General features: G+C 69.2%; 20 protein-coding genes and 1 riboswitch. Of the genes, 15 read left to right on the plus strand and 5 right to left on the minus strand.

From position 1 onward, the window contains the following. The first annotated feature begins 105 nt into the window (after positions 1-105). Positions 106-792: an HAD family phosphatase gene (locus DID99_RS03380; RefSeq protein ID WP_124488633.1), complete on the plus strand. Its 687-nt coding sequence runs from the start codon at positions 106-108 to the stop codon at positions 790-792. Positions 793-882: 90 nt separating this feature from the next. Here DID99_RS03380 and ribB read toward each other — a convergent pair whose 3' ends face one another. The 3 genes from ribB to DID99_RS03395 all read right to left on the minus strand — a co-directional run bounded on the left by ribB (position 883) and on the right by DID99_RS03395 (position 4,126). Further along, on the minus strand, positions 883-1,593 hold the full coding sequence (ribB, locus tag DID99_RS03385; protein ID WP_124488632.1) for a 3,4-dihydroxy-2-butanone-4-phosphate synthase: 711 nt from the start codon (positions 1,591-1,593) through the stop codon (positions 883-885). Positions 1,594-1,711: 118 nt separating this feature from the next. Beyond that, positions 1,712-1,860: riboswitch (FMN riboswitch) on the minus strand. Between the two features lie 189 nt (positions 1,861-2,049). After that, positions 2,050-2,733 (minus strand): helix-turn-helix domain-containing protein, encoded by a 684-nt coding sequence (locus DID99_RS03390; protein ID WP_044846799.1) that lies wholly within the window; start codon positions 2,731-2,733, stop codon positions 2,050-2,052. A 217-nt stretch (positions 2,734-2,950) separates the two neighbouring features. Continuing rightward, positions 2,951-4,126, minus strand: coding sequence for an MFS transporter (locus tag DID99_RS03395; RefSeq protein ID WP_124488631.1), 1,176 nt, complete (start codon positions 4,124-4,126; stop codon positions 2,951-2,953). Positions 4,127-4,273: 147 nt separating this feature from the next. Here DID99_RS03395 and DID99_RS03400 point away from each other — a divergent pair, with 147 nt between their 5' ends. The 8 genes from DID99_RS03400 (at position 4,274) to lnt (ending at position 12,654) form a co-directional block, all read left to right on the plus strand. Then, on the plus strand, positions 4,274-5,206 hold the full coding sequence (locus DID99_RS03400) for a LysR family transcriptional regulator (RefSeq protein WP_044846801.1): 933 nt from the start codon (positions 4,274-4,276) through the stop codon (positions 5,204-5,206). A 273-nt stretch (positions 5,207-5,479) separates the two neighbouring features. Further along, positions 5,480-6,853 carry a tRNA (N6-isopentenyl adenosine(37)-C2)-methylthiotransferase MiaB gene (miaB, locus tag DID99_RS03405; RefSeq protein ID WP_044846802.1) on the plus strand — a complete coding sequence of 458 codons (1,374 nt, stop codon included), beginning with the start codon at positions 5,480-5,482 and terminating at the stop codon, positions 6,851-6,853. A gap of 33 nt (positions 6,854-6,886) precedes the next feature. Then, on the plus strand, positions 6,887-7,933 hold the full coding sequence (locus DID99_RS03410; protein ID WP_124488629.1) for a PhoH family protein: 1,047 nt from the start codon (positions 6,887-6,889) through the stop codon (positions 7,931-7,933). Positions 7,934-8,085: 152 nt separating this feature from the next. Beyond that, positions 8,086-8,871 carry an rRNA maturation RNase YbeY gene (gene ybeY, locus DID99_RS03415; RefSeq protein WP_124666063.1) on the plus strand — a complete coding sequence of 262 codons (786 nt, stop codon included), beginning with the start codon at positions 8,086-8,088 and terminating at the stop codon, positions 8,869-8,871. Between the two features lie 14 nt (positions 8,872-8,885). Beyond that, positions 8,886-9,518 carry a gamma-glutamylcyclotransferase gene (locus DID99_RS03420; RefSeq protein WP_124488627.1) on the plus strand — a complete coding sequence of 211 codons (633 nt, stop codon included), beginning with the start codon at positions 8,886-8,888 and terminating at the stop codon, positions 9,516-9,518. A gap of 67 nt (positions 9,519-9,585) precedes the next feature. Then, positions 9,586-9,735 carry a hypothetical protein gene (locus DID99_RS37120; RefSeq protein ID WP_185500336.1) on the plus strand — a complete coding sequence of 50 codons (150 nt, stop codon included), beginning with the start codon at positions 9,586-9,588 and terminating at the stop codon, positions 9,733-9,735. Between the two features lie 287 nt (positions 9,736-10,022). Then, on the plus strand, positions 10,023-10,910 hold the full coding sequence (locus DID99_RS03425; protein WP_044846806.1) for an HlyC/CorC family transporter: 888 nt from the start codon (positions 10,023-10,025) through the stop codon (positions 10,908-10,910). 52 nt (positions 10,911-10,962) lie between these two features. Then, a complete protein-coding gene (gene lnt, locus DID99_RS03430) occupies positions 10,963-12,654 on the plus strand; it encodes an apolipoprotein N-acyltransferase (protein ID WP_124666064.1) in 1,692 nt (563 codons plus the stop codon). Between the two features lie 165 nt (positions 12,655-12,819). Here lnt and DID99_RS03435 read toward each other — a convergent pair whose 3' ends face one another. Beyond that, on the minus strand, positions 12,820-14,457 hold the full coding sequence (locus tag DID99_RS03435) for a tetratricopeptide repeat protein (RefSeq protein WP_124666065.1): 1,638 nt from the start codon (positions 14,455-14,457) through the stop codon (positions 12,820-12,822). Positions 14,458-14,801: 344 nt separating this feature from the next. Between DID99_RS03435 and glyQ the strand changes: the two genes are divergently transcribed. From glyQ to DID99_RS03460, 5 genes are read left to right on the plus strand one after another with little or no spacing between them, the layout of a single operon-like run. Next, positions 14,802-15,806, plus strand: a complete 1,005-nt coding sequence (gene glyQ / locus DID99_RS03440) for a glycine--tRNA ligase subunit alpha (RefSeq protein ID WP_080294533.1) — start codon at positions 14,802-14,804, stop codon at positions 15,804-15,806. A gap of 22 nt (positions 15,807-15,828) precedes the next feature. After that, on the plus strand, positions 15,829-17,928 hold the full coding sequence (glyS, locus tag DID99_RS03445) for a glycine--tRNA ligase subunit beta (RefSeq protein WP_124570703.1): 2,100 nt from the start codon (positions 15,829-15,831) through the stop codon (positions 17,926-17,928). 10 nt (positions 17,929-17,938) lie between these two features. Further along, on the plus strand, positions 17,939-18,502 hold the full coding sequence (gene gmhB, locus DID99_RS03450; protein ID WP_124488623.1) for a D-glycero-beta-D-manno-heptose 1,7-bisphosphate 7-phosphatase: 564 nt from the start codon (positions 17,939-17,941) through the stop codon (positions 18,500-18,502). A 43-nt stretch (positions 18,503-18,545) separates the two neighbouring features. After that, on the plus strand, positions 18,546-19,310 hold the full coding sequence (locus DID99_RS03455) for a 1-acyl-sn-glycerol-3-phosphate acyltransferase (protein ID WP_044846811.1): 765 nt from the start codon (positions 18,546-18,548) through the stop codon (positions 19,308-19,310). A gap of 46 nt (positions 19,311-19,356) precedes the next feature. Continuing rightward, the gene (locus tag DID99_RS03460) at positions 19,357-20,256 is read left to right on the plus strand and encodes a M48 family metallopeptidase (RefSeq protein WP_124570704.1); all 900 of its coding nucleotides are present in this window, start codon (positions 19,357-19,359) and stop codon (positions 20,254-20,256) included. Positions 20,257-20,356: 100 nt separating this feature from the next. Here the strand turns inward: DID99_RS03460 and gloA are convergent, their stop codons facing one another. After that, complete coding sequence (gloA, locus tag DID99_RS03465; protein ID WP_044846812.1) at positions 20,357-20,746, minus strand: lactoylglutathione lyase; 390 nt, start codon at positions 20,744-20,746, stop codon at positions 20,357-20,359. A gap of 381 nt (positions 20,747-21,127) precedes the next feature. Between gloA and DID99_RS03470 the strand changes: the two genes are divergently transcribed. Beyond that, positions 21,128-22,063, plus strand: a complete 936-nt coding sequence (locus DID99_RS03470) for a DMT family transporter (protein ID WP_124570705.1) — start codon at positions 21,128-21,130, stop codon at positions 22,061-22,063. Positions 22,064-22,109: the final 46 nt, after the last annotated feature.

Here is a 22,109-nt window from a genome sequence, read left to right on the forward strand (position 1 = left end):
GACGAGTCCGCCGCGCTCGCGCCGCCCGCGCCGCACGGCGCAGTCGCGAAAGCACGTATCATGGCGGCATGATCGGCGTCGCCGACACCCCGCTTCTTCACCATCATGCTCGATCACCTTATCTGCGACTGCGACGGCGTGCTCGTCGACAGCGAAGTCATTGCCGACCGCGTGCTGCTCGAAACGCTGTCCGCCACCTTCCCGCACCTCGATTTCGAAGCCGCCGCGAAGTCCGCGTTCGGCCAGCAGACGTCGCGCTTTCTCGCGGGGCTCGAAGCGCATTTCGGCATCCGGATGCCGGACAACTTCATCGAGACCGTCGAGCGCAACATCGAAACCGGTCTCGCGCAATCGCTCGCGCCGATCACCGGCGTGCGCGACGCGTTGCTGAAGGTCGGCCTGCCGGCCGCGGTGGTGTCGAACAGCCGGCTCGTGCGCGTGCGCAGCTCGCTGAAGCGCGCGTCGCTCACCGAAATCTTCGGCGAGCGCGTGTTCAGCTCCGAGCAGGTCGCGCGGCCGAAGCCCTACCCCGACGTGTACCTGCATGCGGCGCGCACGCTTGGCGTCGCGCCGGCGCGCTGCATCGTCGTCGAGGACAGCGTGTCGGGCCTGAACGCCGCGCGCGCGGCGGGCATGAAGACGATCGCGTTCGTCGGCGCGAGCCACATCCCCGACAACTACGCGGACGCGCTGCGCGCGATGGGCATCACGCGGATCATGCGCAGGATGGATGAACTGCCGGCGCTCGTCGCGGCCGGCCTGCGCGGCGAATTCGGCGACGTGCAGTCCTGACCGACCGCCGCGCCGGAGCGACATCACCGGCGTGCGGCTCGCTGCGCACGCCGTACCGCGGGCGCCACGGTGCGCCCGCCATGCCGGCCCTCAGGCCGGCTCGCAGCAGCGCTCGCGCGCGGCCGCCAGCGCTTCGCGGAATTCGACGAGTTCCGCGATCGTCAGCATCGGCAGCCCGTGCTGCTGCGCGAAACGCTCGACGTCGTCGCCGCGCGTCATCGTGCCGTCGGGATTCATCAGCTCGCACAGCACGCCCGCCGGCTTCAGCCCCGCGAGGATCGACAGGTCGACCGTCCCTTCGGTGTGGCCGCGGCGCGCCAGCACGCCGCCCGGTTGCGCGCGCAACGGAAACACGTGGCCGGGGCGCACGATGTCGTACGGCTTCGCATCGTCGGCGATCGCCGCGCGGATCGTCGTCACGCGGTCGGCCGCGGACACGCCGGTATGCACGCCTTCGCGCGCCTCGATCGACACGGTGAACGCGGTGCCGTTGCGGCTCTCGTTGGTCTGCACCATCGGCGGCAGCTCGAGCGCGCGGACCTTGTCGTCGGTCAGGCACAGGCACACGATGCCGCTGCACTCTCGGATCAGGAGCGCCATCGTCTCGGGCGTGATGCGTTCGGCGGCGACGATCAGGTCGGCCTCGTTTTCTCGGTCGTGATCGTCCTGCAACACGACCGCGCGGCCCGCGCGCAACGCGTCGAGCGCGGCGGCGATGCGCGGCGGCACCGGTTCGGAATCCAGCAACGGGAGATCGGCAAAGGCGTCGGCAGGTGCCGACGAAACGGACTTGAAGGACATGTGAAACGCTCCTCGCGATTACGATTTGGGCGAAAAACGTTTCAGGGCATTGCAAACAGACAGAACGACAACCCGCTTCGCACGGACGGCAAAGCGGCCCTGACGGACATGACTATCTGCACATCTTCTCTCATCCGGACTATGACCGTCGGCTCTGGCATTCGACCAGATCTGCTGACCCCGCGCGGATGCGCGGGCGCTCGCGGGCTCGCCGGCTTTCGCCAGCCTACCGCCGGTGGGGAATTTCGCCCCGCCCTGAAGACGCACTGATTACCGGCCACGGGGATCTCCCCGTGGAACGGCCGGCCAAGCATACATCAGCTGCGCGCACCGCGCAGCGAACCACACCTAAAACCTTACTGACGACGCCGTCTAACGGCATCGTCCGAACGGCCGATACCGGGCCTGCGCGCGTCCCGATGGAACCGGCGCCGGCCCGGCGACCCGCCCGCGCGCTCAGCCGGCCGCGTGCGCGGCGTCGGGCACGAGCCAGCGCGGCGGCACCTCGGGGCTCACCGTCACGCGGAACGCGCGCGCCTCGCTGTCGCCGGGATTGCGCAGGCTGTACGGCTGGTCGGCGTCGAACACGATTGCGTCGCCGGTCGCGAGCAACTGGCGGCGATCGTGCACGCTGACTTCGAGCGTGCCCTCGCTGACGACCAGGTTGACCGTCGTGCCGGGCGCGCGGCGCGTGCCGGGCTCCGTGTGCAGCGGCGCGATCCGCAGCTCGTGGAACTCGGCCGCGGCCGGTTCGCCTTCCGGATACAGCGCGCGCGCCGAGAAGCGGCCGTTCGAGCTGACGACGCGCGCCGCGCGCTCGGCCGCCAGGTGCTCGAAGCCGTTCACCGCGTGACGGCGCAGGAATGCGGCGACCGATACCTTGAGCGCCGCGGCGATCTTGCAGAGCACCTTGATCGACGGCACGCTGCGCGCGGATTCGATCTGCGCGAGCATCGCGCGCGACACGCCGGACAGCCGCGCGAGCGCATCGAGCGACAGCTGCCGCTCGGCGCGCAGGCGCGCGAGGTTCACGCCGACGACCTGCTCGAGGACGTCGAGCGACGCGGACGTCCGCGCGTCGACGGCATTGCCGGATTCGAAGGAAGACACGTCGCGCACCAGCGCAAGGGGTGAAGACATAGCATGGCCTCCGGGCCGCCGCGCGGCCCTGCGAATGGGGTAAGCCTGAATCGGAATCGGGTTGCGCCACGAACGGCGCGTATCGAGACGCTATCACCCGGCCCCGACCCGGCAAACGAAGTTATCTTCACACCGTTATCAGCATCGCGGAGGAATGCGTTTCTCGCGAACCTTTTCCTGTCGCCATAGCGCCGGTGCACCGCCGCCCGATGCACCATCAATGCGCGGCCGGTGCGGCGCCGCGCGCCGGCGCGCGCGCATCGAGCCGCATCGCGAGCCACGTGACGACGAGCGCCGCGAACGTCACCGCGACGGCGACCCACGGCAGCGCGTCGAGCGCGAAGCCGTGCCCCAGCGCGAGGCCGCCGAGCCACGCGCCGGCCGCATTGCCGACGTTGAACGCGCCGATGTTCAACGTCGACGCGAGATGCGGCGCGCTCGCGGCCTTCTCGACGACGCGCGCCTGCAGCGGCGGCACCGTCGCGAACGCGGCGATTCCCCATACGAACACGGTCACCGCGGCCGCGACCGGCAGGTGGCTCGTCTTCGCGAACACGGCCATCACGGCCATCAGCGCGACCAGGATCGCGATCAGCGACGGCATCAGCGCGCGATCGGCGAGCTTGCCGCCGAGCGTGTTGCCGACCGTCAGCCCCGCGCCGAACAGCACGAGGATCAACGCGACCGCGCGCGGCGAATAGCCGGTGACGGTTTCGAGGATCGGCGCGATATACGTGAACACGACGAACACGCCGCCGAAGCCGAGCACGGTCATCAGCAGCGCGAGCCAGACCTGCGGCTCCTTCAGCACGCGCACTTCGTGGCCGAGGCCGACGGGCCCGCTGTCGTGGCGGTTCGGCACCAGCAGCGCGACGCCGCCGAGCGACAGCACGCCGAGCGCGGCGACGATCCAGAACGACGCGCGCCAGCCGAGCAGCTGGCCGACGAACGTGCCGAACGGCACGCCGAGCACGTTCGACAGCGTGAGGCCCGTGAACATCAGCGCGATCGCGCTCGCGCGCTTGTCGGCCGGCACGAGCGACGCGGCGACCACGGCGCCGATCCCGAAGAACGAGCCGTGCGCGAACGACGTGACGACGCGCGCGACCATCAGCATCGCGTAGCCGGACGCGGTCGCGCACAGCACGTTGCCGACGATGAAGATCGCCATCAGCAGCTGCAGCGCGGCCTTGCGCGGCATGCGGCTCGTCAGCACCGCGAGCAGCGGCGCGCCGGCCGCGACGCCGAGCGCGTAGCCGGTGACCAGCAGCCCGGCCGACGGCAGCGACACGGCGAGGTCGTGCGCGACTTCGGGCAACAGGCCCATGATGATGAATTCGGTGGTGCCGATGGCGAAGGCGCTGATCGCGAGCGCCAGGAGCGGAATGGGCATGACGTTCTCCGAAAGGGCGGCGGACGCGGCGCCCGGTCGGTGCCGCACCGCACAAAAGGCGGGATCTGCGCGCATTGTCCCGAATACGCCTATCTTTGATAATTGGCGTGGCATTTGAACCATTTTCAAAAATTTCTGGAAAATCCGATGGATCGACTGGGCGACATCCGGCTGTTCGTCGAGGCGGCCGAACTGGGCAGCCTGTCCGCGGCCGGGCGCAAGCTGAACCTCACGCCGGCCGCCGCGAGCGCGCGCCTTGCGAAGCTCGAGGCGAAGGTCGCGACGCGGCTGTTCGAGCGCTCCACGCGGCAGCTGCGGCTCACCGACGAAGGCCGGCTCTACCTGAACTGCTGCCGGCAGGCGCTGCAGGCGCTCGACGACGCGCATGCGCTGCTGCAGGAAGGCCGCAACGTGGTGGCCGGCAAGGTACGGTTGTCGTCGACGTCCGATTTCGGCCGCAACCAGCTGCTCGACTGGCTCGACGAATTCACCACGCTGCATCCGGGCGTCACGTTCTCGCTGACGGCGTCCGATTCGGCGTCGAACCTGTGGCAGGACGAGATCGACCTCGCGATCCGCTTCGCCGCCCCGCCCGACGGCGCGCTGATCGCGCGCCGGCTCGCCGCGAACCGGCGCGTACTGTGCGCGGCGCCGTCGTTCGTCGAGCGCCACGGCGTGCCGGCCGATCCGCACGATCTGGCCCGCTTTCCATGCAACGTGATCACGATCGCGTCGGGCCCGATGAACACGTGGCGCTTCACGCGCGGCGACGAGGTGCAGACCCACACGGTGCCGGTGTCGACCGCGTTCGAGACCAACGACGGCGGCTTGACCCGCGAATGGACGCTGCGCGGCCACGGCATCGCGCTGAAGTCGCTGTGGGACATCGCCGACGACGTGCGCGCCGGCCGGCTGCGCGTGCTGCTGCCCGACTGGCGGCACCAGGACGCGCCGCTGCACGCGATCTATCACAGCAAGCGCTACATGGCGCCGCGCGTGCGCGTGCTGCTCGACTTCCTCGCCGAACGCTTCGCGCGCGAGGAAGCGGCGCTGGACGACCTGCTGAACGCGTGCCGCTGACGGCCGCCGCGCCGTCATATCAGGGTCGGAATGCAACGAAAGGCGTCGCGCGGCCGCAACCCGCCGCCCGCCCGGCACGGCGCGTAAAGCTATAATGGAAGGCTTTCCCGACGGCTTTTCACGCGTTCACGCGTTGCGCGAGAGGCTCGCCCGACGCGCGCTGCGCGCCCCGGTCCGCCACGCGGCACCGGCACGCGCCGCTGCATCGCAGCAGCCGTCCCGATTCACCCTTGACGACGCCCCCAGGTCAACCACTGCGAACGGCGAATCCCCATGACCAAGAAAGTTTACGTAAAGACCTTCGGCTGCCAGATGAACGAGTACGACTCGGACAAGATGGTGGACGTGCTCAATGCGGCCGAAGGCCTCGAAAAGACCGATACCCCGGAAGACGCGGACATCATCCTGTTCAACACGTGCTCGGTGCGTGAGAAGGCGCAGGAAAAGGTGTTCTCCGATCTCGGCCGCGTGCGCGAGCTGAAGGAAGCGAAGCCGGGCCTGCTGATCGGCGTCGGCGGCTGCGTCGCCAGCCAGGAAGGCGCGTCGATCGTGTCGCGCGCGCCGTACGTCGACCTCGTGTTCGGCCCGCAAACCTTGCACCGCCTGCCTCAGATGATCGACGCGCGCCGCGAGAGCGGCCGCGCGCAGGTCGACATCTCGTTCCCGGAAATCGAGAAGTTCGACCACCTGCCGCCCGCGCGCGTCGAGGGCCCGAGCGCGTTCGTGTCGATCATGGAAGGCTGCTCGAAGTACTGCAGCTACTGCGTCGTGCCGTACACGCGCGGCGATGAAGTGTCGCGCCCGCTCGACGACGTGCTGACCGAAGTGGCTGGCCTCGCCGACCAGGGCGTGCGCGAAGTCACGCTGCTCGGCCAGAACGTGAACGCCTACCGCGGCGCGCTGGCGGCCGGCTCGTCCGAAATCGCCGATTTCGCGACGCTGATCGAATACGTCGCCGACATCCCCGGCATCGAACGGATCCGCTACACGACGTCTCATCCGAAGGAATTCACGCAGCGCCTGATCGACACCTACGCGAAGGTGCCGAAGCTCGTGAGCCACCTGCACCTGCCGGTCCAGCACGGCTCCGACCGCATCCTGATGGCGATGAAGCGCGGCTACACGGTGCTGGAATACAAGTCGGTGATCCGCAAGCTGCGCGCGATCCGCCCGGACCTGTCGCTGTCGACCGACATGATCGTCGGCTTCCCCGGCGAGACCGAAGAGGATTTCGACAAGATGATGGCGCTCGTGCACGAGATGAGCTACGACACCAGCTTCTCGTTCATCTACAGCCCGCGCCCCGGCACGCCGGCCGCGAACCTGCACGACGACACGCCGCGCGAGGTCAAGCTCAAACGCCTGCAACATCTGCAGGCGACCATCGAGGAAAACGTCGCGCGCATCAGCCAGTCGATGGTCGGGAAGGTCGAGCGGATCCTCGTCGAGGGCCCGTCGCGCAAGGACCCGAACGAACTGTCGGGCCGCACCGAGAACAACCGGGTCGTGAATTTCCCGGCGCCGCTCGCGTCGCACCCGCGCCTGATCGGCCAGATGATCGACGTGAAGATCAACCATGCGTACCCGCACTCGCTGCGCGGCGAGCTGCTGCTCGTGAGCGACGACGCGAGCGCGGCCACCCACTGACCGACTGACGTTCCACAGGAGCCCGACGCTACTTTGAAGACCGTCCAAGCACTGGAATTCACCGCGCCGCGCGACGACAACGCGCGCCTCGCCAACCTCTGCGGCCCGCTCGACGAGAACCTGCGGCAGATCGAACAGGCGCTCGACGTCACGCTCGCGCGGCGCGGCCACCGGATCACGATCCGCGGCCGCGGCGCGAAGCTCGCGCTCGCGGCGCTCGAGAACTTCTACAACCGCGCGCGCGATCCGCTGTCGGTCGACGATATCCAGCTCGCGCTGGTCGAAGTGCGCCACACGTCCGGCAACGGCCGCCAGGACACGCTCGACGTGCGCTTTCGCGGCGATCCGGACCATCCGTTCGACGAGCCCGTCGCGCAGCTCGACGCGGAAATGCCGGACGAAGAACCCGCGCCGAAGCTCTACACGCGGCGCGCCGACCTGCGCGGCCGCACGCCCGCGCAGCGCGAATACCTGAAGCAGATCCTGCAGCACGACGTGACGTTCGGCATCGGGCCGGCCGGCACCGGCAAGACCTACCTCGCGGTCGCGTGCGCGGTCGATGCGCTCGAGCGCGACCAGGTCAAGCGGATCGTGCTGACGCGCCCGGCCGTCGAGGCCGGCGAGCGGCTCGGCTTCCTGCCGGGCGATCTCGCGCAGAAGGTCGACCCGTACCTGCGGCCGCTGTACGACGCGCTGTACGACCTGCTCGGCTTCGACAAGACCGCGAAGATGTTCGAGCGCCAGATGATCGAGATCGCGCCGCTCGCCTACATGCGCGGCCGCACGCTGAACCACGCGTTCATCATCCTCGACGAGGCGCAGAACACGACGCCCGAGCAGATGAAGATGTTCCTCACGCGGATCGGTTTCGGCTCGAAGGCCGTCGTCACCGGCGACACGAGCCAGGTCGACCTGCCGCGCGGGCACAAGAGCGGCCTCGTCGAGGCGCAGCAGGTGCTCGGCGGCGTGCGCGGCATCGCGCTCACGCGCTTCACGAGCGCCGACGTCGTGCGCCATCCGCTCGTCGCACGCATCGTCGAGGCGTACGACGACTTCCACGCGCAGCACAAGGACGCGTAGGAAGCCGGCTGCGCCAGCGCGCCGCACCGGCCGACGGCCCGGCCCGCCCGACGGCGCGCCGGGCATTTTTTCGCCCGCGCGCGGCCGGTTCGAATTCGGGAGCGATCGGCCGTTTGGTGTATCCTCAACGCGTTCCAATCGCCGCACCCGTCATGAAATCTTCCCGTTCTCGCAAGTCCGGGCGCGACCAGTCCGCCGCGCCCGATTCCCCGCGTCTTTCGCTGTTCGATGCGAAGGGCAAGGCCCGGACCGTCAACGCGCAAGGGCTTCGAATCGACTTCCCGGACGGCCGCAGCCTGATGTTCGACCTGTCGGGCAGCTCGGGCGAGGCAGCCGTCGCGATCGTCGCGCAGCACAATGATCCGGCGATGCGCGCGAAGCTCGCGCTGCAGCCCGAGCACTACGACAGCGTGACGCTGCACGTGGGTGCCGAACCCGCGCCGCGCGACGAGGAAATCGCAGAAATGGCAGACGAGCTGCGCGAGCTGGAGCTCGACCTGTCCGTGCAGTACGGTGACAAGATCACCGCCGACATCCGCAAGACGCTGCCGAAACGCAAGCTGATCGCCGAATGGCTCGAGCCGGCGCTGTTCGCGAACGCGCAGCTCACCGTGCGCTTCGTCGGCGAGGAAGAAGGCCGCACGCTGAACGCCGGCTACCGCCACAAGGACTACCCGACCAACGTGCTGACCTTCGCGTACGACCCGGCGCCCGACGGCACCGTGATCGGCGACCTCGTGCTGTGCTGCCCGGTCGTCGAGAAGGAAGCGCACGAACAGGGCAAGCCGCTCATCGCCCATTACGCGCACCTGCTGGTGCACGGCGCGCTGCACGCGCAGGGCTACGATCACGAGACGAGCGACGAGGACGCCGCCGAAATGGAAGCGCTCGAAGTCGACATCCTCGCGAAGCTGGGCTTCCCGAACCCGTACCAGTAAAAGCCGTCCGCACCATGCACCACGCCGCGATGCTGCCGCCCGCCTACCCGCCGTCGATCGGCGAGGGACGGCTGCTGACGGAAGACGAACTCGCGGCGTCGCTCGCGCACACGATGCGCGACTGGGACGGCCGGCAGGATCTCTGGCTGTTCGGCTATGGCTCGCTGATCTGGAACCCCGGGCTGCCGACCATCGCCGCCGTGCGCGGCAAGGTGCACGGCTACCATCGCGGGCTCTACCTGTGGTCGCGCGTGAACCGCGGCACGCCCGAACGTCCGGGCCTCGTGCTCGCGCTCGATCGCGGCGGCTCGTGCTCGGGCATCGCGTTCCGGCTCGCGGGCCCGACTGCGCAGCCGCATCTCGAGACGTTGTGGAAACGCGAAATGCCGATGGGGTCGTACCGGCCCGCGTGGCTGCCGTGCACGCTCGAGACCGGCGAACGCGTGAACGCGCTGGCATTCGTGATGCGCCGCGACGTGCCCACCTACACCGGCAAGCTGACCGACCCCGTCGTGAAGGAAGTGTTCAGCTGCGCGGCCGGCCGCTACGGCACGACGCTCGACTACGTGAGCCGCACCGTGGACGCGCTGCGCGCGAGCGGCATCCCCGACCGCGCGCTGGAAGGGCTGCTCGCGCGATGCCGGTGATGCCCGACCGGCCGGCTTGCGCCACATCGGCCGCCGCCCCCGTGCGTTCGAAGGAGAATCCGCGCCGATGAACCCGTCACGCAGATCGCGCGTCATGCTGGCCGCGCTGCTCGTCGCCACGAGCGTCGCGCTGTCCGGCTGCGGCATGTTCGGTTGCGGCGGCGCCGCGACCAACGGCGCGGCCGCCGGCGGCTGTTCCGCCGGCATGCGCTTCTGAGGGTCCGAGCGCCCGCCCGGCCCGCCCTGCACGCGACGAAATGCCGCCGACGCCGACCGGCCGGCCGGTCGCCTCCGCTTTTTTTGCCGCCGTGCCCCGCCGCCCCTTTCTGAGATAGGATGGATACACAGGACGGCGTCGCGCCCGGCGCGGCCGTTCCCGAGCGGGGCTCGCGCGCGCCGCCTGCCCCTGGCCGGACGGCCGGTGTGACACGGCCGCGCCATGCCCTTGGTGTATCCTTGCCTACTCCGTGACCGCGCGCCCCGGCATGACCCGGGCGCACCACCATGAACGATTCGTATCCCAGTCGTAAGCTCACCGACAAACCGCAAGAAAAGCGCTCGCTGCTCGAGCGCCTGACCGACTTCATCTCGCCCGAGCCGGAATCCCGGTCCGAGCTGCTGGAAATCCTCCAGGACGCCCACGAACGCAACCTGATCGACGCCGATTCGCTGTCGATGATCGAAGGCGTGTTCCAGGTGTCCGACCTGTGCGCGCGCGACATCATGGTGCCGCGCGCGCAGATGGACGCGATCAACATCGCCGACAAGCCTGAAGACTTCATCCCGTTCGTCCTCGAGAAGGCGCACTCGCGCTACCCCGTGTACGAGGAGAACCGCGACAACGTGATCGGCGTGCTGCTCGCGAAGGACCTGCTGCGCTTCTACGCCGAAGAGGAATTCGACGTGCGCGGGATGCTGCGCCCCGCCGTGTTCATTCCCGAATCGAAGCGCCTGAACGTGCTGCTGCACGACTTCCGCGTGAACCGCAACCACCTCGCGATCGTCGTCGACGAATACGGCGGCGTCGCGGGCCTGATCACGATCGAGGACGTGCTCGAACAGATCGTCGGCGACATCGAGGACGAATACGACTTCGACGAGGAAGCCGGCAACATCATCTCGGGGCCCGACGGCCGCTTCCGCGTGCGCGCGCTCACCGAGATCGAACAGTTCAACGAGGCGTTCGGCACCGACTTCCCCGACGACGAGGTCGACACGATCGGCGGGCTTATCACCCATCATTTCGGCCGCGTGCCGCACCGCGGCGAGAAGCTGCAGCTCGGCAACCTCGTGTTCGAGATCCAGCGCGGCGATGCGCGCCAGGTCCACGTGCTGCTGGTGCGCCGCAACCCCCTCGCGAGCCGCCGCGCCGAAACCTCGCACGAGGACTGACCGTCTCGCGCCGGTCGCGTCTCCTTCAACCGCTCGCCCTCTTTTGCTTCACATGGACGATCCGATCCCGTCCCGCCCGGCTGGCGGTCTTCTCGCGCCGGCGCCCGGCCGCACGCTGCCGCGCTGGCACTATCCGGCCGCGCTGCTCGCCGGCGCGGCCAATACGCTCAGCTTCGCACCGACCCCGCACGGCGGCTGGCTGCAACTCGTCGTATTCGTCTGGTTTTTCGCGCAGCTGACGCGCACGTCGAGCTGGCGCGGCGCCGCGCTCACCGGCGGCGCGTTCGGCTTCGGCAACTTCATCAGCGGCATCTGGTGGCTCTACATCAGCATGCACGTGTACGGCGAGATGGCCGCACCGCTCGCGGGCGGCGCGCTGGTGCTGTTCTCGCTCTACCTGTCGCTGTACCCGGCGTTCTCGGCGGGGCTCTGGTCGTTCTGCGCAGGCCATGCATGGCATCGCCGCGAACCCGATCCGCGGCCGTTCTCGCCGACCTGGCACGGCGCGTTTGCGTTCGCGAGCGCCTGGGCGCTCGGCGAATGGCTGCGCGGCACCGTATTCACCGGCTTCCCGTGGCTCGCGAGCGGCTATCCGCAGGTCGACGGTCCGTTCGCGGGCTTCGCGCCGGTCGTCGGCGTGTACGGCATCGCCTGGGTGCTCGCGCTGTTCGCCGCGCTGGTCGTGCAGGCGCTCGTCGCCGCGCGCCGGGCGCCCGCATCCGAAAACAGCGCCGCCGGCAACGCGCGCGTGCGCATCGCCGCGCCGGCCGGCATCGCCGTCGCGCTCGTCGCGGCCGGCATCGCGCTGTCGCAGGCCGCGTGGACCGTGCCCGCGAACGCGCCGCTCACGGTGCGGCTGCTGCAGGGCAACGTGAAGCAGGACATCAAGTTCGAGCAGGAAGGCATCGACGCGGCGATCAAGATGTACACGCAGATGATCGTCGAGAAACCGGCCGACCTGATCGTCACGCCGGAGACCGCGATCGCGGTGATGATCCAGGAGCTGCCCGAACCGTTCGCCGTCGCGATCCGCAAGTTCAGCGACACGACCGGCTCGGCCGTGCTGTTCGGCGCGGTCGGCGCATCGGTCACGCCGGACGGCCACTACGTCGACTACACGAACAGCCTGTACGGCGTGACGCCGCACTCGCGCGACATCTATCACTACGACAAGCACCATCTCGTGCCCTTCGGCGAGTTCATCCCGTGGGGCTTCCGATGGTTCGTCAACCTGATGAAGATGCCGCTCGGCGACTTCGCGCGCGGCGCGCCGGTGCAGAAGCCGTTCCTCGTGCACAACCAGCCGGTGATGGCCGACATCTGCTACGAGGACTTGTTCGGCGAGGAAATCGCCGCGACGATCCGCGACAATCCGCAGCCGCCCGGCGTGCTCGTCAACGTGACGAACCTCGCGTGGTTCGGCGACACGATCGCGCTCGACCAACACCTGCAGATCGCGCGGATGCGCGCGCTCGAGACGGGCCGGCCGATGCTGCGCTCGACCAATACCGGGATGACCGCCGCGATCGACGCGCGCGGCCGCGTGCTCGGCCAGCTCAAGCCGTTTACGATCGGCTCGCTCGATGTGCGGATCGAAGGCACGAGCGGCTTCACGCCGTACGTGACGAGCGGCAACAACATCGTGCTCGCGGTGTCGCTGGTGCTGCTCGCGTTCGGCTTCACGTTCGGGCCGGGCCTGCGCCGCCGCAACGGCGCGAAGGCCGGCGGAGACCGGAACGCCTGACGCATCGGGCGGCCGGCGCGCGCGGCGCGGCTCCGCCGCCGCCGTCGATGCGGCATGCGGACCGCCCCGCCCGCCGACGTTCGGCGCACGAGGCCGAGTCCGCACGACACCCCGGCAAGCCGCATGCAGGAAGCAACGACGCGCGACAGCGCGACGGCCAGCCGTTCAGGCCGGCCGCTGCGCGGCCGCGGCCAGGCCGCGCAGATCCCGCCCGAGCGCTTCCAGCACCGGCGCCCACGCGCCGAACGTCGGCTGCCGGTACAGCGTCGCGGTCGGATACCACGGGCTGTCGGTGCGCTCGAGCAGCCATGGCCAGTGCGGATTCACGTCGAGCAGCACCCAGGTGCGCGCGCCGAGCGCGCCCGACAGGTGCGCGACCGATGTGCACACCGTGATCACCAGATCCAGCGCGCCGATGAACGCGGCCGTATCGTCGAAACTCTCGAGTTCGCCGGTGAAGTCCTCGATCGCGAAACCGGCCGCGCGCGCCGCGGCGACATCCGCGTCCGCGCCCGGCTGCAACGAGTAAAACGCGACGCCGTCGACACCGCGCAACGCATCGGCATAACGCTCGAGCCCGACGCGCCGCAACGGATTGCGCTGGTGCCCCGCGCTGCCCGTCCATACGAGCCCGACCTTCAGCCGGCCGTCGCCCGCGAGCCGCGCTCGCCATGCGTCGCGCGCGCGCGGATCGGCATGCAGGTACGGCACCGCCGCGCCGAGCGTCGACGTCTCCATCCCGAGCATCAACGGCAGGCCGATCAGCGGCACTTCGTAGTCGAACGCCGGCAGCGCGTCGACGCCGCCGCCCGCGCTGAACGCATCCGCGTGCGCGCCGAGGCTGCGCCGCATCAGCGTGCCCACCTGCGGAAACGTGTTCCACGCGAGCCGGCCGCCCTCGCGGTGCACGCGCTCGGCGAGCGGCGCGACGAAGCGCGCGAACTGCAGCACGTCGCCGAGCCCCTGCTCGCCCCAGACGAGCAGCGTCTTGCCCGCGAGCGGCTCGCCGTGCCAGCGCGGGCCGGGCAGCACCGGCCGGCGGCCGCGCAGCTCGCCGGCGCCGTCCCAGCGCGCCTCGTGGCCGCGCCAGCCGGCCGCGTAGTTGCCGCGCACGAGCTGGATGATCGCGAGGTTGAAACGGAACGACGCGTCATCGGGCGCCAGCTCGCACGCGCGCGCCGCATGGCGCTCGGCGTCGTCCCAGCGTTGCGCCTCCTTCATCGCCATCGCGATGTTGTTCTGCGCGAGCGCATTGTCGGGCGCGATCTCCGCGAGCCGCGCCGCGCACGCGAGCGCGCCGTCGAGGTCCTGCGTCGCCAGCCGCGCGACGACCAGGTTGGTCCACACCTGCACGTCGTGCGGGTCGGCCGCCACGGCCGCGTCGAGCAGCGCGATTTCTTCGTTGCGGTCGCCGCCCGACAGCCGCAGCGCGATCGCCAGGTTGTTGCGCAGCGACGGCCAGCCCGGATCGAGCGCATAGGCGGCGCGGTACGACGCGACGGCGTCGGCGTGACGGCCGAGCATCTGCAGCGCATAGCCATGATTGAAACTCGCGCCGGCGCCCGGATGCACGCGCAGCGCGCACTCGGCCAGCGCGAGCGCGTCGGCGCCACGCTGCCGTGCGAGGAGCGCCGCGGTAAGCTGCGCGAGCGCGGCCATGTCGACGGCGTGCAGATGGCCGGCGGCGGCGAGCCAGAGCGCATGCGAGTCGCGCTCGCCGCGCGCGTGCGCGTCGGCGGCCTGCCCGAGCAGCGCAAGCAGCGGCGGCATCAGCGGAATGAGGAGGTCGTTCGAATCGTCCATGCGGTCCGGAGTGGGCAATCGGTCGCGCGGCAGGCGTCGCGCGCGCCGCAATACGCGCATCTTAACGCCCGCGCAAAGCGGCGCGGCAGGCGGAGCGAGCAGCGCATCGCGACACCGCGCGCGAGCGCACCGCGCGCATCGACGCGCCGCGCACAGGCCGCGCACGGCTCGCCCGAAACACCGCCGACGCCCCCTTCGTCCGCGTTCCGGCCGCATCCGGCCGCCGATCCGGTAAAATTGCACGTTTCAGCACACTAACAAGCCGCGCCGCCGCGCGAGCCGACCCTCCGGGCCCCGCCCGGAGCGCCGCCCGCAACGGAGCGCCAGCGCCACGAAGGCTCTTCATGCTTACGTTTCAGCAAATCATCCTGACGCTGCAGTCCTACTGGGACAAGCAGGGTTGCGCCCTGCTCCAGCCCATCGACATGGAAGTCGGCGCGGGCACGTCGCACGTCCACACGTTCCTGCGCGCGGTCGGCCCGGAGCCATGGCGCGCCGCCTACGTGCAGCCGTCGCGCCGCCCGAAGGACGGCCGCTATGGCGAGAACCCGAACCGCCTGCAGCATTACTACCAGTACCAGGTCGTGCTCAAGCCGGCGCCGGAGAACATCCTCGATCTCTACCTCGGTTCGCTGGAAGCGCTCGGCTTCGACCTGAAGCAGAACGACGTGCGCTTCGTGGAAGACGACTGGGAGAACCCGACGCTCGGCGCGTGGGGCCTTGGCTGGGAAGTGTGGCTGAACGGCATGGAAGTCACGCAGTTCACGTATTTCCAGCAGGTCGGCGGCCTCGACTGCAAGCCGGTGCTCGGCGAGATCACGTACGGCCTCGAGCGCCTCGCGATGTACCTGCAGAAGGTCGAGAACGTGTACGACCTCGTGTGGACCGAATGGGAAGAGCAAGGCCCGAACGGCCCCGAGCTGCGCCGCCTGTCGTACGGCGACGTCTACCACCAGAACGAGGTCGAGCAGTCGACCTACAACTTCGAGCACGCGAACGTCGACCTGCTGTTCACGTTCTTCAACAGCTACGAAGCGGAAGCGAAGAAGATGATCGACGCGCAGCTCGCGCTGCCCGCGTACGAGCTCGTGCTGAAGGCCGGCCACACGTTCAACCTGCTCGACGCGCGCGGCGCGATCTCGGTCACGGAACGCGCGGCGTACATCGGCCGCATCCGCGCGCTGTCGCGTCTCGTCGCGCAGGCTTACTACGACTCGCGCGAGAAGCTCGGCTTCCCGATGCTCGGCAACCCGCCGGGCGTGCCGGGCCTCACCACCGACGCCCAGGACGCCGCCCAGCCGGCATGGGCGCCGCCGCTCAAGGTCGAACGCAAGATCGATCAGGACTGACGAGACGAGATTCAATCCACACATGACGCACAATCATCCCGCCCCCCTGCTCGTCGAACTGCTGACCGAAGAGTTGCCGCCGAAGGCCCTCGCACGCCTCGGCGACGCATTCGCCGAAGGCCTCGCGCAACGCCTCGCGGCGCGCGACCTCATCGAAGGCGAACTCGTATTCGAACGCTACGCCACGCCGCGCCGCCTCGCGGTCGTCGTGCAGAACGTGCGCGCCGTCGCGCCTGAAAAGCAGGTCCGCGAAAAGGTCCTGCCGGTGTCCGTCGCGCTCGACGCCGAAGGCCGGCCGACCGCCCCGCTCGCGAAGAAGCTCGCGGCGCTCGGCCATCCGAACCTGTCGATCGCCGATCTCGAGCGCGCGCAGGACGGCAAGGCCGAAGCGTTCTTCGTCAACTACTCGGCGGCCGGCGCGACGCTCGCCGACGGGCTGCAGGCCGCGCTCGACGAAACGCTCGAGAAGCTGCCGATCCCGAAGGTGATGACCTACCAGCGCCCGGACGGCTCCGACGTGAAGTTCGTGCGTCCGGTGCACCGCCTGACCGTGCTGCACGACGACCGCATCGTGCCCGTCACCGCGTTCGGCGTCGATGCCGGCGACACCACGCTCGGCCACCGCTTCCTGTCCGACGGCCTCGTCGCGATCCAGCATGCGCGCGCGTATGCCGACACGCTGCGCGACAAGGGCCGCGTGATCGCGCACTTCGCCGATCGCCGCGAAACGATCCGCACGCAGCTGAACGAGCACGCGAACGGCGACACGGTCGTGATGCCCGAGTCGCTGCTCGACGAAGTGACGTCGCTGGTCGAATGGCCGGTCGTCTATCCGTGCCGCTTCGAGGACGAATTCCTGCAGGTTCCGCAGGAATGCCTGATCCTCACGATGCAGACGAACCAGAAGTACTTCGCGCTCACCGACGTCGCCGGCAAGCTGCGCTCGCGCTTCCTGATCGTGTCGAACATCGAGACGAAGACGCCGGGCGAGATCATCGAAGGCAACGAGCGCGTCGTGCGCCCGCGCCTCGCCGACGCGAAGTTCTTCTTCGAGCAGGACAAGAAGAAGCCGCTCGCGGACCGCGTGCCGCTGCTCGCGAACGTCGTCTATCACAACAAGCTCGGCTCGGCGCTCGCACGCGTCGAGCGCCTCGAGGCGCTCGCCGGCGAGATCGCGCCCGCGATCGGTGCCGACGCCGCGCACGCGAAGCGCGCCGCGCGCCTCGCGAAGGCCGACCTGCTGACCGACATGGTGGGCGAGTTCCCGGAGCTGCAGGGCACGATGGGCACGTACTACGCGCGCCACGACGGTGAGCCCGACGACGTCGCGCTCGCCTGCGCCGAGCATTACCAGCCGCGCTTCTCCGGCGACGCGCTGCCGACCACGCCGGTGTCCACCGCCGTCGCGCTGGCCGACAAGCTCGAGACGATCGTCGGCATCTGGGGCATCGGCCTCGCGCCGACCGGCGAGAAGGATCCGTTCGCGCTGCGCCGTCACGCGCTCGGCGTGCTGCGCCTGCTGCTCGAGAAACAGCTGCCGCTCGATCTCGTGTCGCTGCTGCGCACGGCCCATGCGCGCTTCGAAGGCGTGCCGGGCGTCGCCGAATCGACCGACGCGATCTTCGCGTTCTTCATCGACCGCCTGCGCGGCCTGTTGCGCGAGCGCGGCTACTCGGCCGGCGAAGTCGACGCGGTGCTGAGCCTGAACCCGACGCGTGTCGACGATCTCGTCGCGCGCCTCGACGCGGTGCGCGAATTCACGCGCCTCGCGGAAGCCGAAGCGCTCGCGGCCGCGAACAAGCGGATCTCGAACATCCTGAAGAAGTCGGAAGGCGGCGCGAACGGCACGGTGCAGCCGACGCTGCTCGTCGAGGCCGCCGAGAAGGCGCTGCACGAGCAGCTCGCAGCCGTGACGCCGCACGTGCAGTCGCAGCTCGAGGCGCGTGCGTACACGGGCGCGCTGTCGGCGCTCGCCGCGCTGCGCGCGCCGGTCGACACGTTCTTCAACGACGTGATGGTCAACGCCGAGGATCCCGCGCTGCGCGCGAACCGTCTCGCGCTGCTGTCGGCGCTGCATCAGCAGATGAACTGCGTCGCCGACATCTCGAAGCTCGCCGCGTAAAGGCCGAACGATGCCGACCAGCCCCAACCGCAAGCTCGTCGTCCTCGATCGGGACGGCGTGATCAACGTCGATTCGGACGCGTTCATCAAGACGCCCGACGAGTGGATCGCGCTGCCCGGCAGCCTCGAGGCGATCGCACGACTCAACCACGCCGGCTATCGCGTGGTCGTCGCGACCAACCAGTCCGGCATCGGTCGCGGGCTGTTCGACATGGCCACGCTCAACGCGATGCATCTGAAGATGCATCGCGCGGCGGCCGCGGTCGGCGCGCGCATCGACGCGGTGTTCTTCTGCCCGCATACGTCGGAAGACCACTGCGACTGCCGCAAGCCGAAACCCGGCATGATGCAGATGATCGCCGAGCGCTTCGAGATCGATCCCGGTCACACGCCGGCCGTCGGCGATTCGCTGCGCGACCTGCAGGCCGGCGTCGCGGTCGGCTTCCGGCCGCACCTCGTGCTGACCGGCAAGGGCAAGAAGACGCTCGCCGCGGGCAACCTGCCGGACGGCACGCAGGTCCATGACGACCTGCGCGCGTTCGCACTCGACTTCCTTTCACACGAACACGAGTGATGCGGCCGCCGCGCGCATCCTCCCTACTGTCAGACCCACGCCGATGCGCTTCGTCCGCTCCCTGCTGCTGCTGATCTATTTCATCCTGTACACGGTGCCGTACGCCACCGCGTGCTTCATCGCCTTTCCGTTCATGCGCCCCGACGCGCGCTACTGGATGGCGGCCGGCTGGTGCAAGTCGACGCTGTGGGTCGTGCGCTGGCTGAACGGCATCCGCTACCGGATCGAAGGCTACGAGAACCTGCCCGACGGCCCGGCCGTGCTGCTGTCGAAGCACCAGTCCGCGTGGGAGACGCTCGCGTTTCCGGCGCTGATGCCGAAGCCGCTCTGCTACGTGTTCAAGCGCGAGCTGCTGTACGTGCCGTTCTTCGGCTGGGCGCTCGGGCTGCTGCACATGGTCAACATCAACCGCAAGGAAGGCAAGAATGCCTTCGTGTCGGTGATCCGCCAGGGCAAGAAGCGCCTGTCGGAAGGCGCGTGGATGATCATGTTCCCGGAAGGCACGCGCACGCCGGTCGGCAAGCAGGGCAAGTACAAGACGGGCGGCGCGCGCTTCGCGATCGAAACCGGCGCGCCGGTCGTGCCGATCGCGCACAATGCAGGTCGGGTGTGGCCGCGCAATTCGTTCACGAAGTTCCCGGGCGTCGTCACCGTGTCGATCGGCAAGCCGATTCCGGTCGAAGGCAAGACGCCCGACGTATTGAACTCGCAGGTCGAAGCATGGATCGAAGCGGAAATGCGCCGCATCGATCCCGATGCGTATCGCCAGCCGGGCAATGCCGGCACGCGCGATGCCGCACGCGTCTGAATCACCCGGATTGCAGCCGTTGCGTACGACGAAACGAAGCGAACTGATGAAAAAGCGTCCGCGGCCACGGCCTGCCATCGTGGCACTCGATCATCGCCAGATGGACCTGCCGCTCTTCGACGGGCCGGCAGCATCGCCGCCACCGTCGGCGCCCGCCGCGCTGCCGTCGCCGCCTGAAGCGGCTGCGGCTCCCGCGGTGCCGCTCGATCCGGGTCCCGCACCCGATCGCTCCCGCGTCCGGACGTTCGCACTCGACAGCCGCGTGCTCGAATATCGGTTGAAGCGCTCCGCGCGCCGCACGATCGGCTTCACGATCGACGGCAGCGGGCTGTCGATCACCGCGCCGCGCTGGGTCACGCTCGCCGACATCGAAGCGGCGATCGCCGAGAAGCAGCGCTGGATCTTCGCGAAGCTCGCGGAGTGGAAAACCCGCACCGAGCAGCGCGCGCTGCCGCAGATCGACTGGCGCGACGGCGCGCAACTCCCTTATCTCGGCAAGACGATCACGATCGCGCTCGGCGCGGGCGCCGTCGCATTCGACGCCGATGCGCAACGGCTGTCGCTGCCGCTGCCCGTGCAAGCCGACATGCAGCAGATCAAGGATCGCGTGCAGGGCTGGCTGCAGGGCGAAGCGAAGCGGATCTTCGGCGAACGCCTGGCGGTCTACGCGGAACGGCTCGGCGTCACGTATTCGATGTATGCGCTGTCGTCGGCGGCGACGCGCTGGGGCAGCTGCTCGAGCGACGGCAAGATCCGGCTGAACTGGCGGCTGATCCACTTCCCGATGTCGATCGTCGACTACGTCGTCGCGCACGAGCTGTCGCACCTGCGCGAGATGAACCACAGTCCGGCCTTCTGGCAGACCGTCGAATCGATCTTCCCGGAATTCCGCGAAGCGCGGCACACGCTCAAGCATCACCCGCCCGAACTGCTGCCGGCGCTTTGACGCGATCGGCCGCACCAAAATACAAACGGGCGATGCGGATTCCTCCACATCGCCCGTTTTTCCTGCCCGCGACGCACATCGTGCGCCGCGCGCCCGGCGCTCAGTGCGCCTTCTTCTGAATGAACTCGATCTTGTAGCCGTCCGGATCCTCGACGAACGCGATCACGGTCGTGCCGTGCTTCATCGGGCCGGCTTCGCGGGTCACCTTGCCGCCTTGCGCCTTGATCTTGTCGCAGGCCGCGTAGGCATCGTCGACTTCCACCGCCAGATGGCCGAAGCCGTTGCCGAGATCGTAGGACGGCGTATCCCAGTTGTGGGTCAGCTCGAGCACGGTGCCCGCGCTTTCCGCTTCGTAGCCGACGAACGCGAGCGTGAACTTGCCTTCCGGATAATCCTCGCGACGCAGCAGCTTCATGCCGAGCAATTCGGTGTAGAACTTGATCGAGCGGTCGAGATCGCCGACTCGCAGCATCGTATGCAGCAAACGCATGTGTTGTACTCCTGTGGGGACTTTCCAGAAGCGGAAATTCTACCGGAGTCGGGTCAATCCCGCCGCCGGCGCCCCGTGCGCCACCGGCCGATACACAAGATCTGCACGGCGAGCGCGAAGCCCGTGCGGCGGTGGAAATCACCGCGCCCGACGACCCCGGCAAGTCCATCGATCGGGTAACATCCTTCCACTTCGCACCAAAAACGGGCATGCCGCCCGCAGCCAGAACGCGACCACCGCCTCATTCCAGCCACAGCCTGCCGTGAGAAATCGCCGATTCGCGCGCGCCGGACGCGCCGTCCGCCCGCCGCTGACCATGTCTTTGCCCAAGTCTCTGCCCATGCCCCAGCCCGCTTCCCGCCGCATCGGCGAGGTCCGCCGATGACCGCGCTCGCCGGCACGCCCGTGCGCCGCGCGCTCGACATGCGCGCCGTCGGCGTGATGCTGCTGCTGTGCGCGATCTGGGGCTTCCAGCAGGTCGCGATCAAGAGCACCAACGCGGCGATCCCGCCGATGTTCCAGGCCGGGCTGCGCTCGGTGATCGCCGCGCTCCTCCTGTGGGGCTGGGCACGCTCGCGCGGCACGCCGCTGTTCCGCGCGGACGGCACGCTCGGCGCGGGCATCGCGGCCGGTGCGCTGTTCGCCGGCGAGTTCATCTGCGTGTTCTTCGGGCTCACGCTGACGAGCGCGTCGCACATGGCGATCTTCCTGTACACGGCACCGTGCTTCACGGCGCTCGGCCTGCACCTGTTCGCGCCGGGCGAACGGCTGCAGCGCGTCCAGTGGGCCGGCGTCGGCCTCGCGTTCGCCGGCATCGCGCTCGCGTTCGCGGACGGCTTCCTGACGCCGCGCGCGCCCGGCGCATCGATGCTGGCCGGGCTCGCCGGCGACGCGCTCGGGATCCTCGGGGGCGCGATGTGGGCCGCGACGACGGTCGTCGTGCGCTCGACGTCGCTCGCGCGCGCCAGCGCGAGCAAGACGCTGTTCTACCAGCTCGCGGTGTCGGCCGTCGTGCTGATCGCGCTCGCCGCGCTGCTCGGCCAGACGTCGTTCGCGCGGGTCACGCCGATCGCGCTCGCGAGCCTCGCGTACCAGTCGGTGATCGTCGCGTTCGTCAGCTACCTGTCGTGGTTCTGGCTGCTGACGCGCTACAGCGCGTCGCGGCTGTCGGTGTTCACGTTCCTGTCGCCGCTGTTCGGCGTCGCGTTCGGCGTGCTGCTGCTCGGCGAATCGGTCGGCTGGCGCTTCATGTCCGCCGCCGCGCTGGTGCTGACGGGAATCGCGCTCGTCAACGCACCGCCGCGCCGACGCGCGTAGCGCGATGCAGACGCGGTCCGGCAGCGACGAAAGCCGTGCGAAAAAA

The organism is Burkholderia sp. Bp8986, assembly GCF_003854225.1.
GTDB lineage: Bacteria > Pseudomonadota > Gammaproteobacteria > Burkholderiales > Burkholderiaceae > Burkholderia.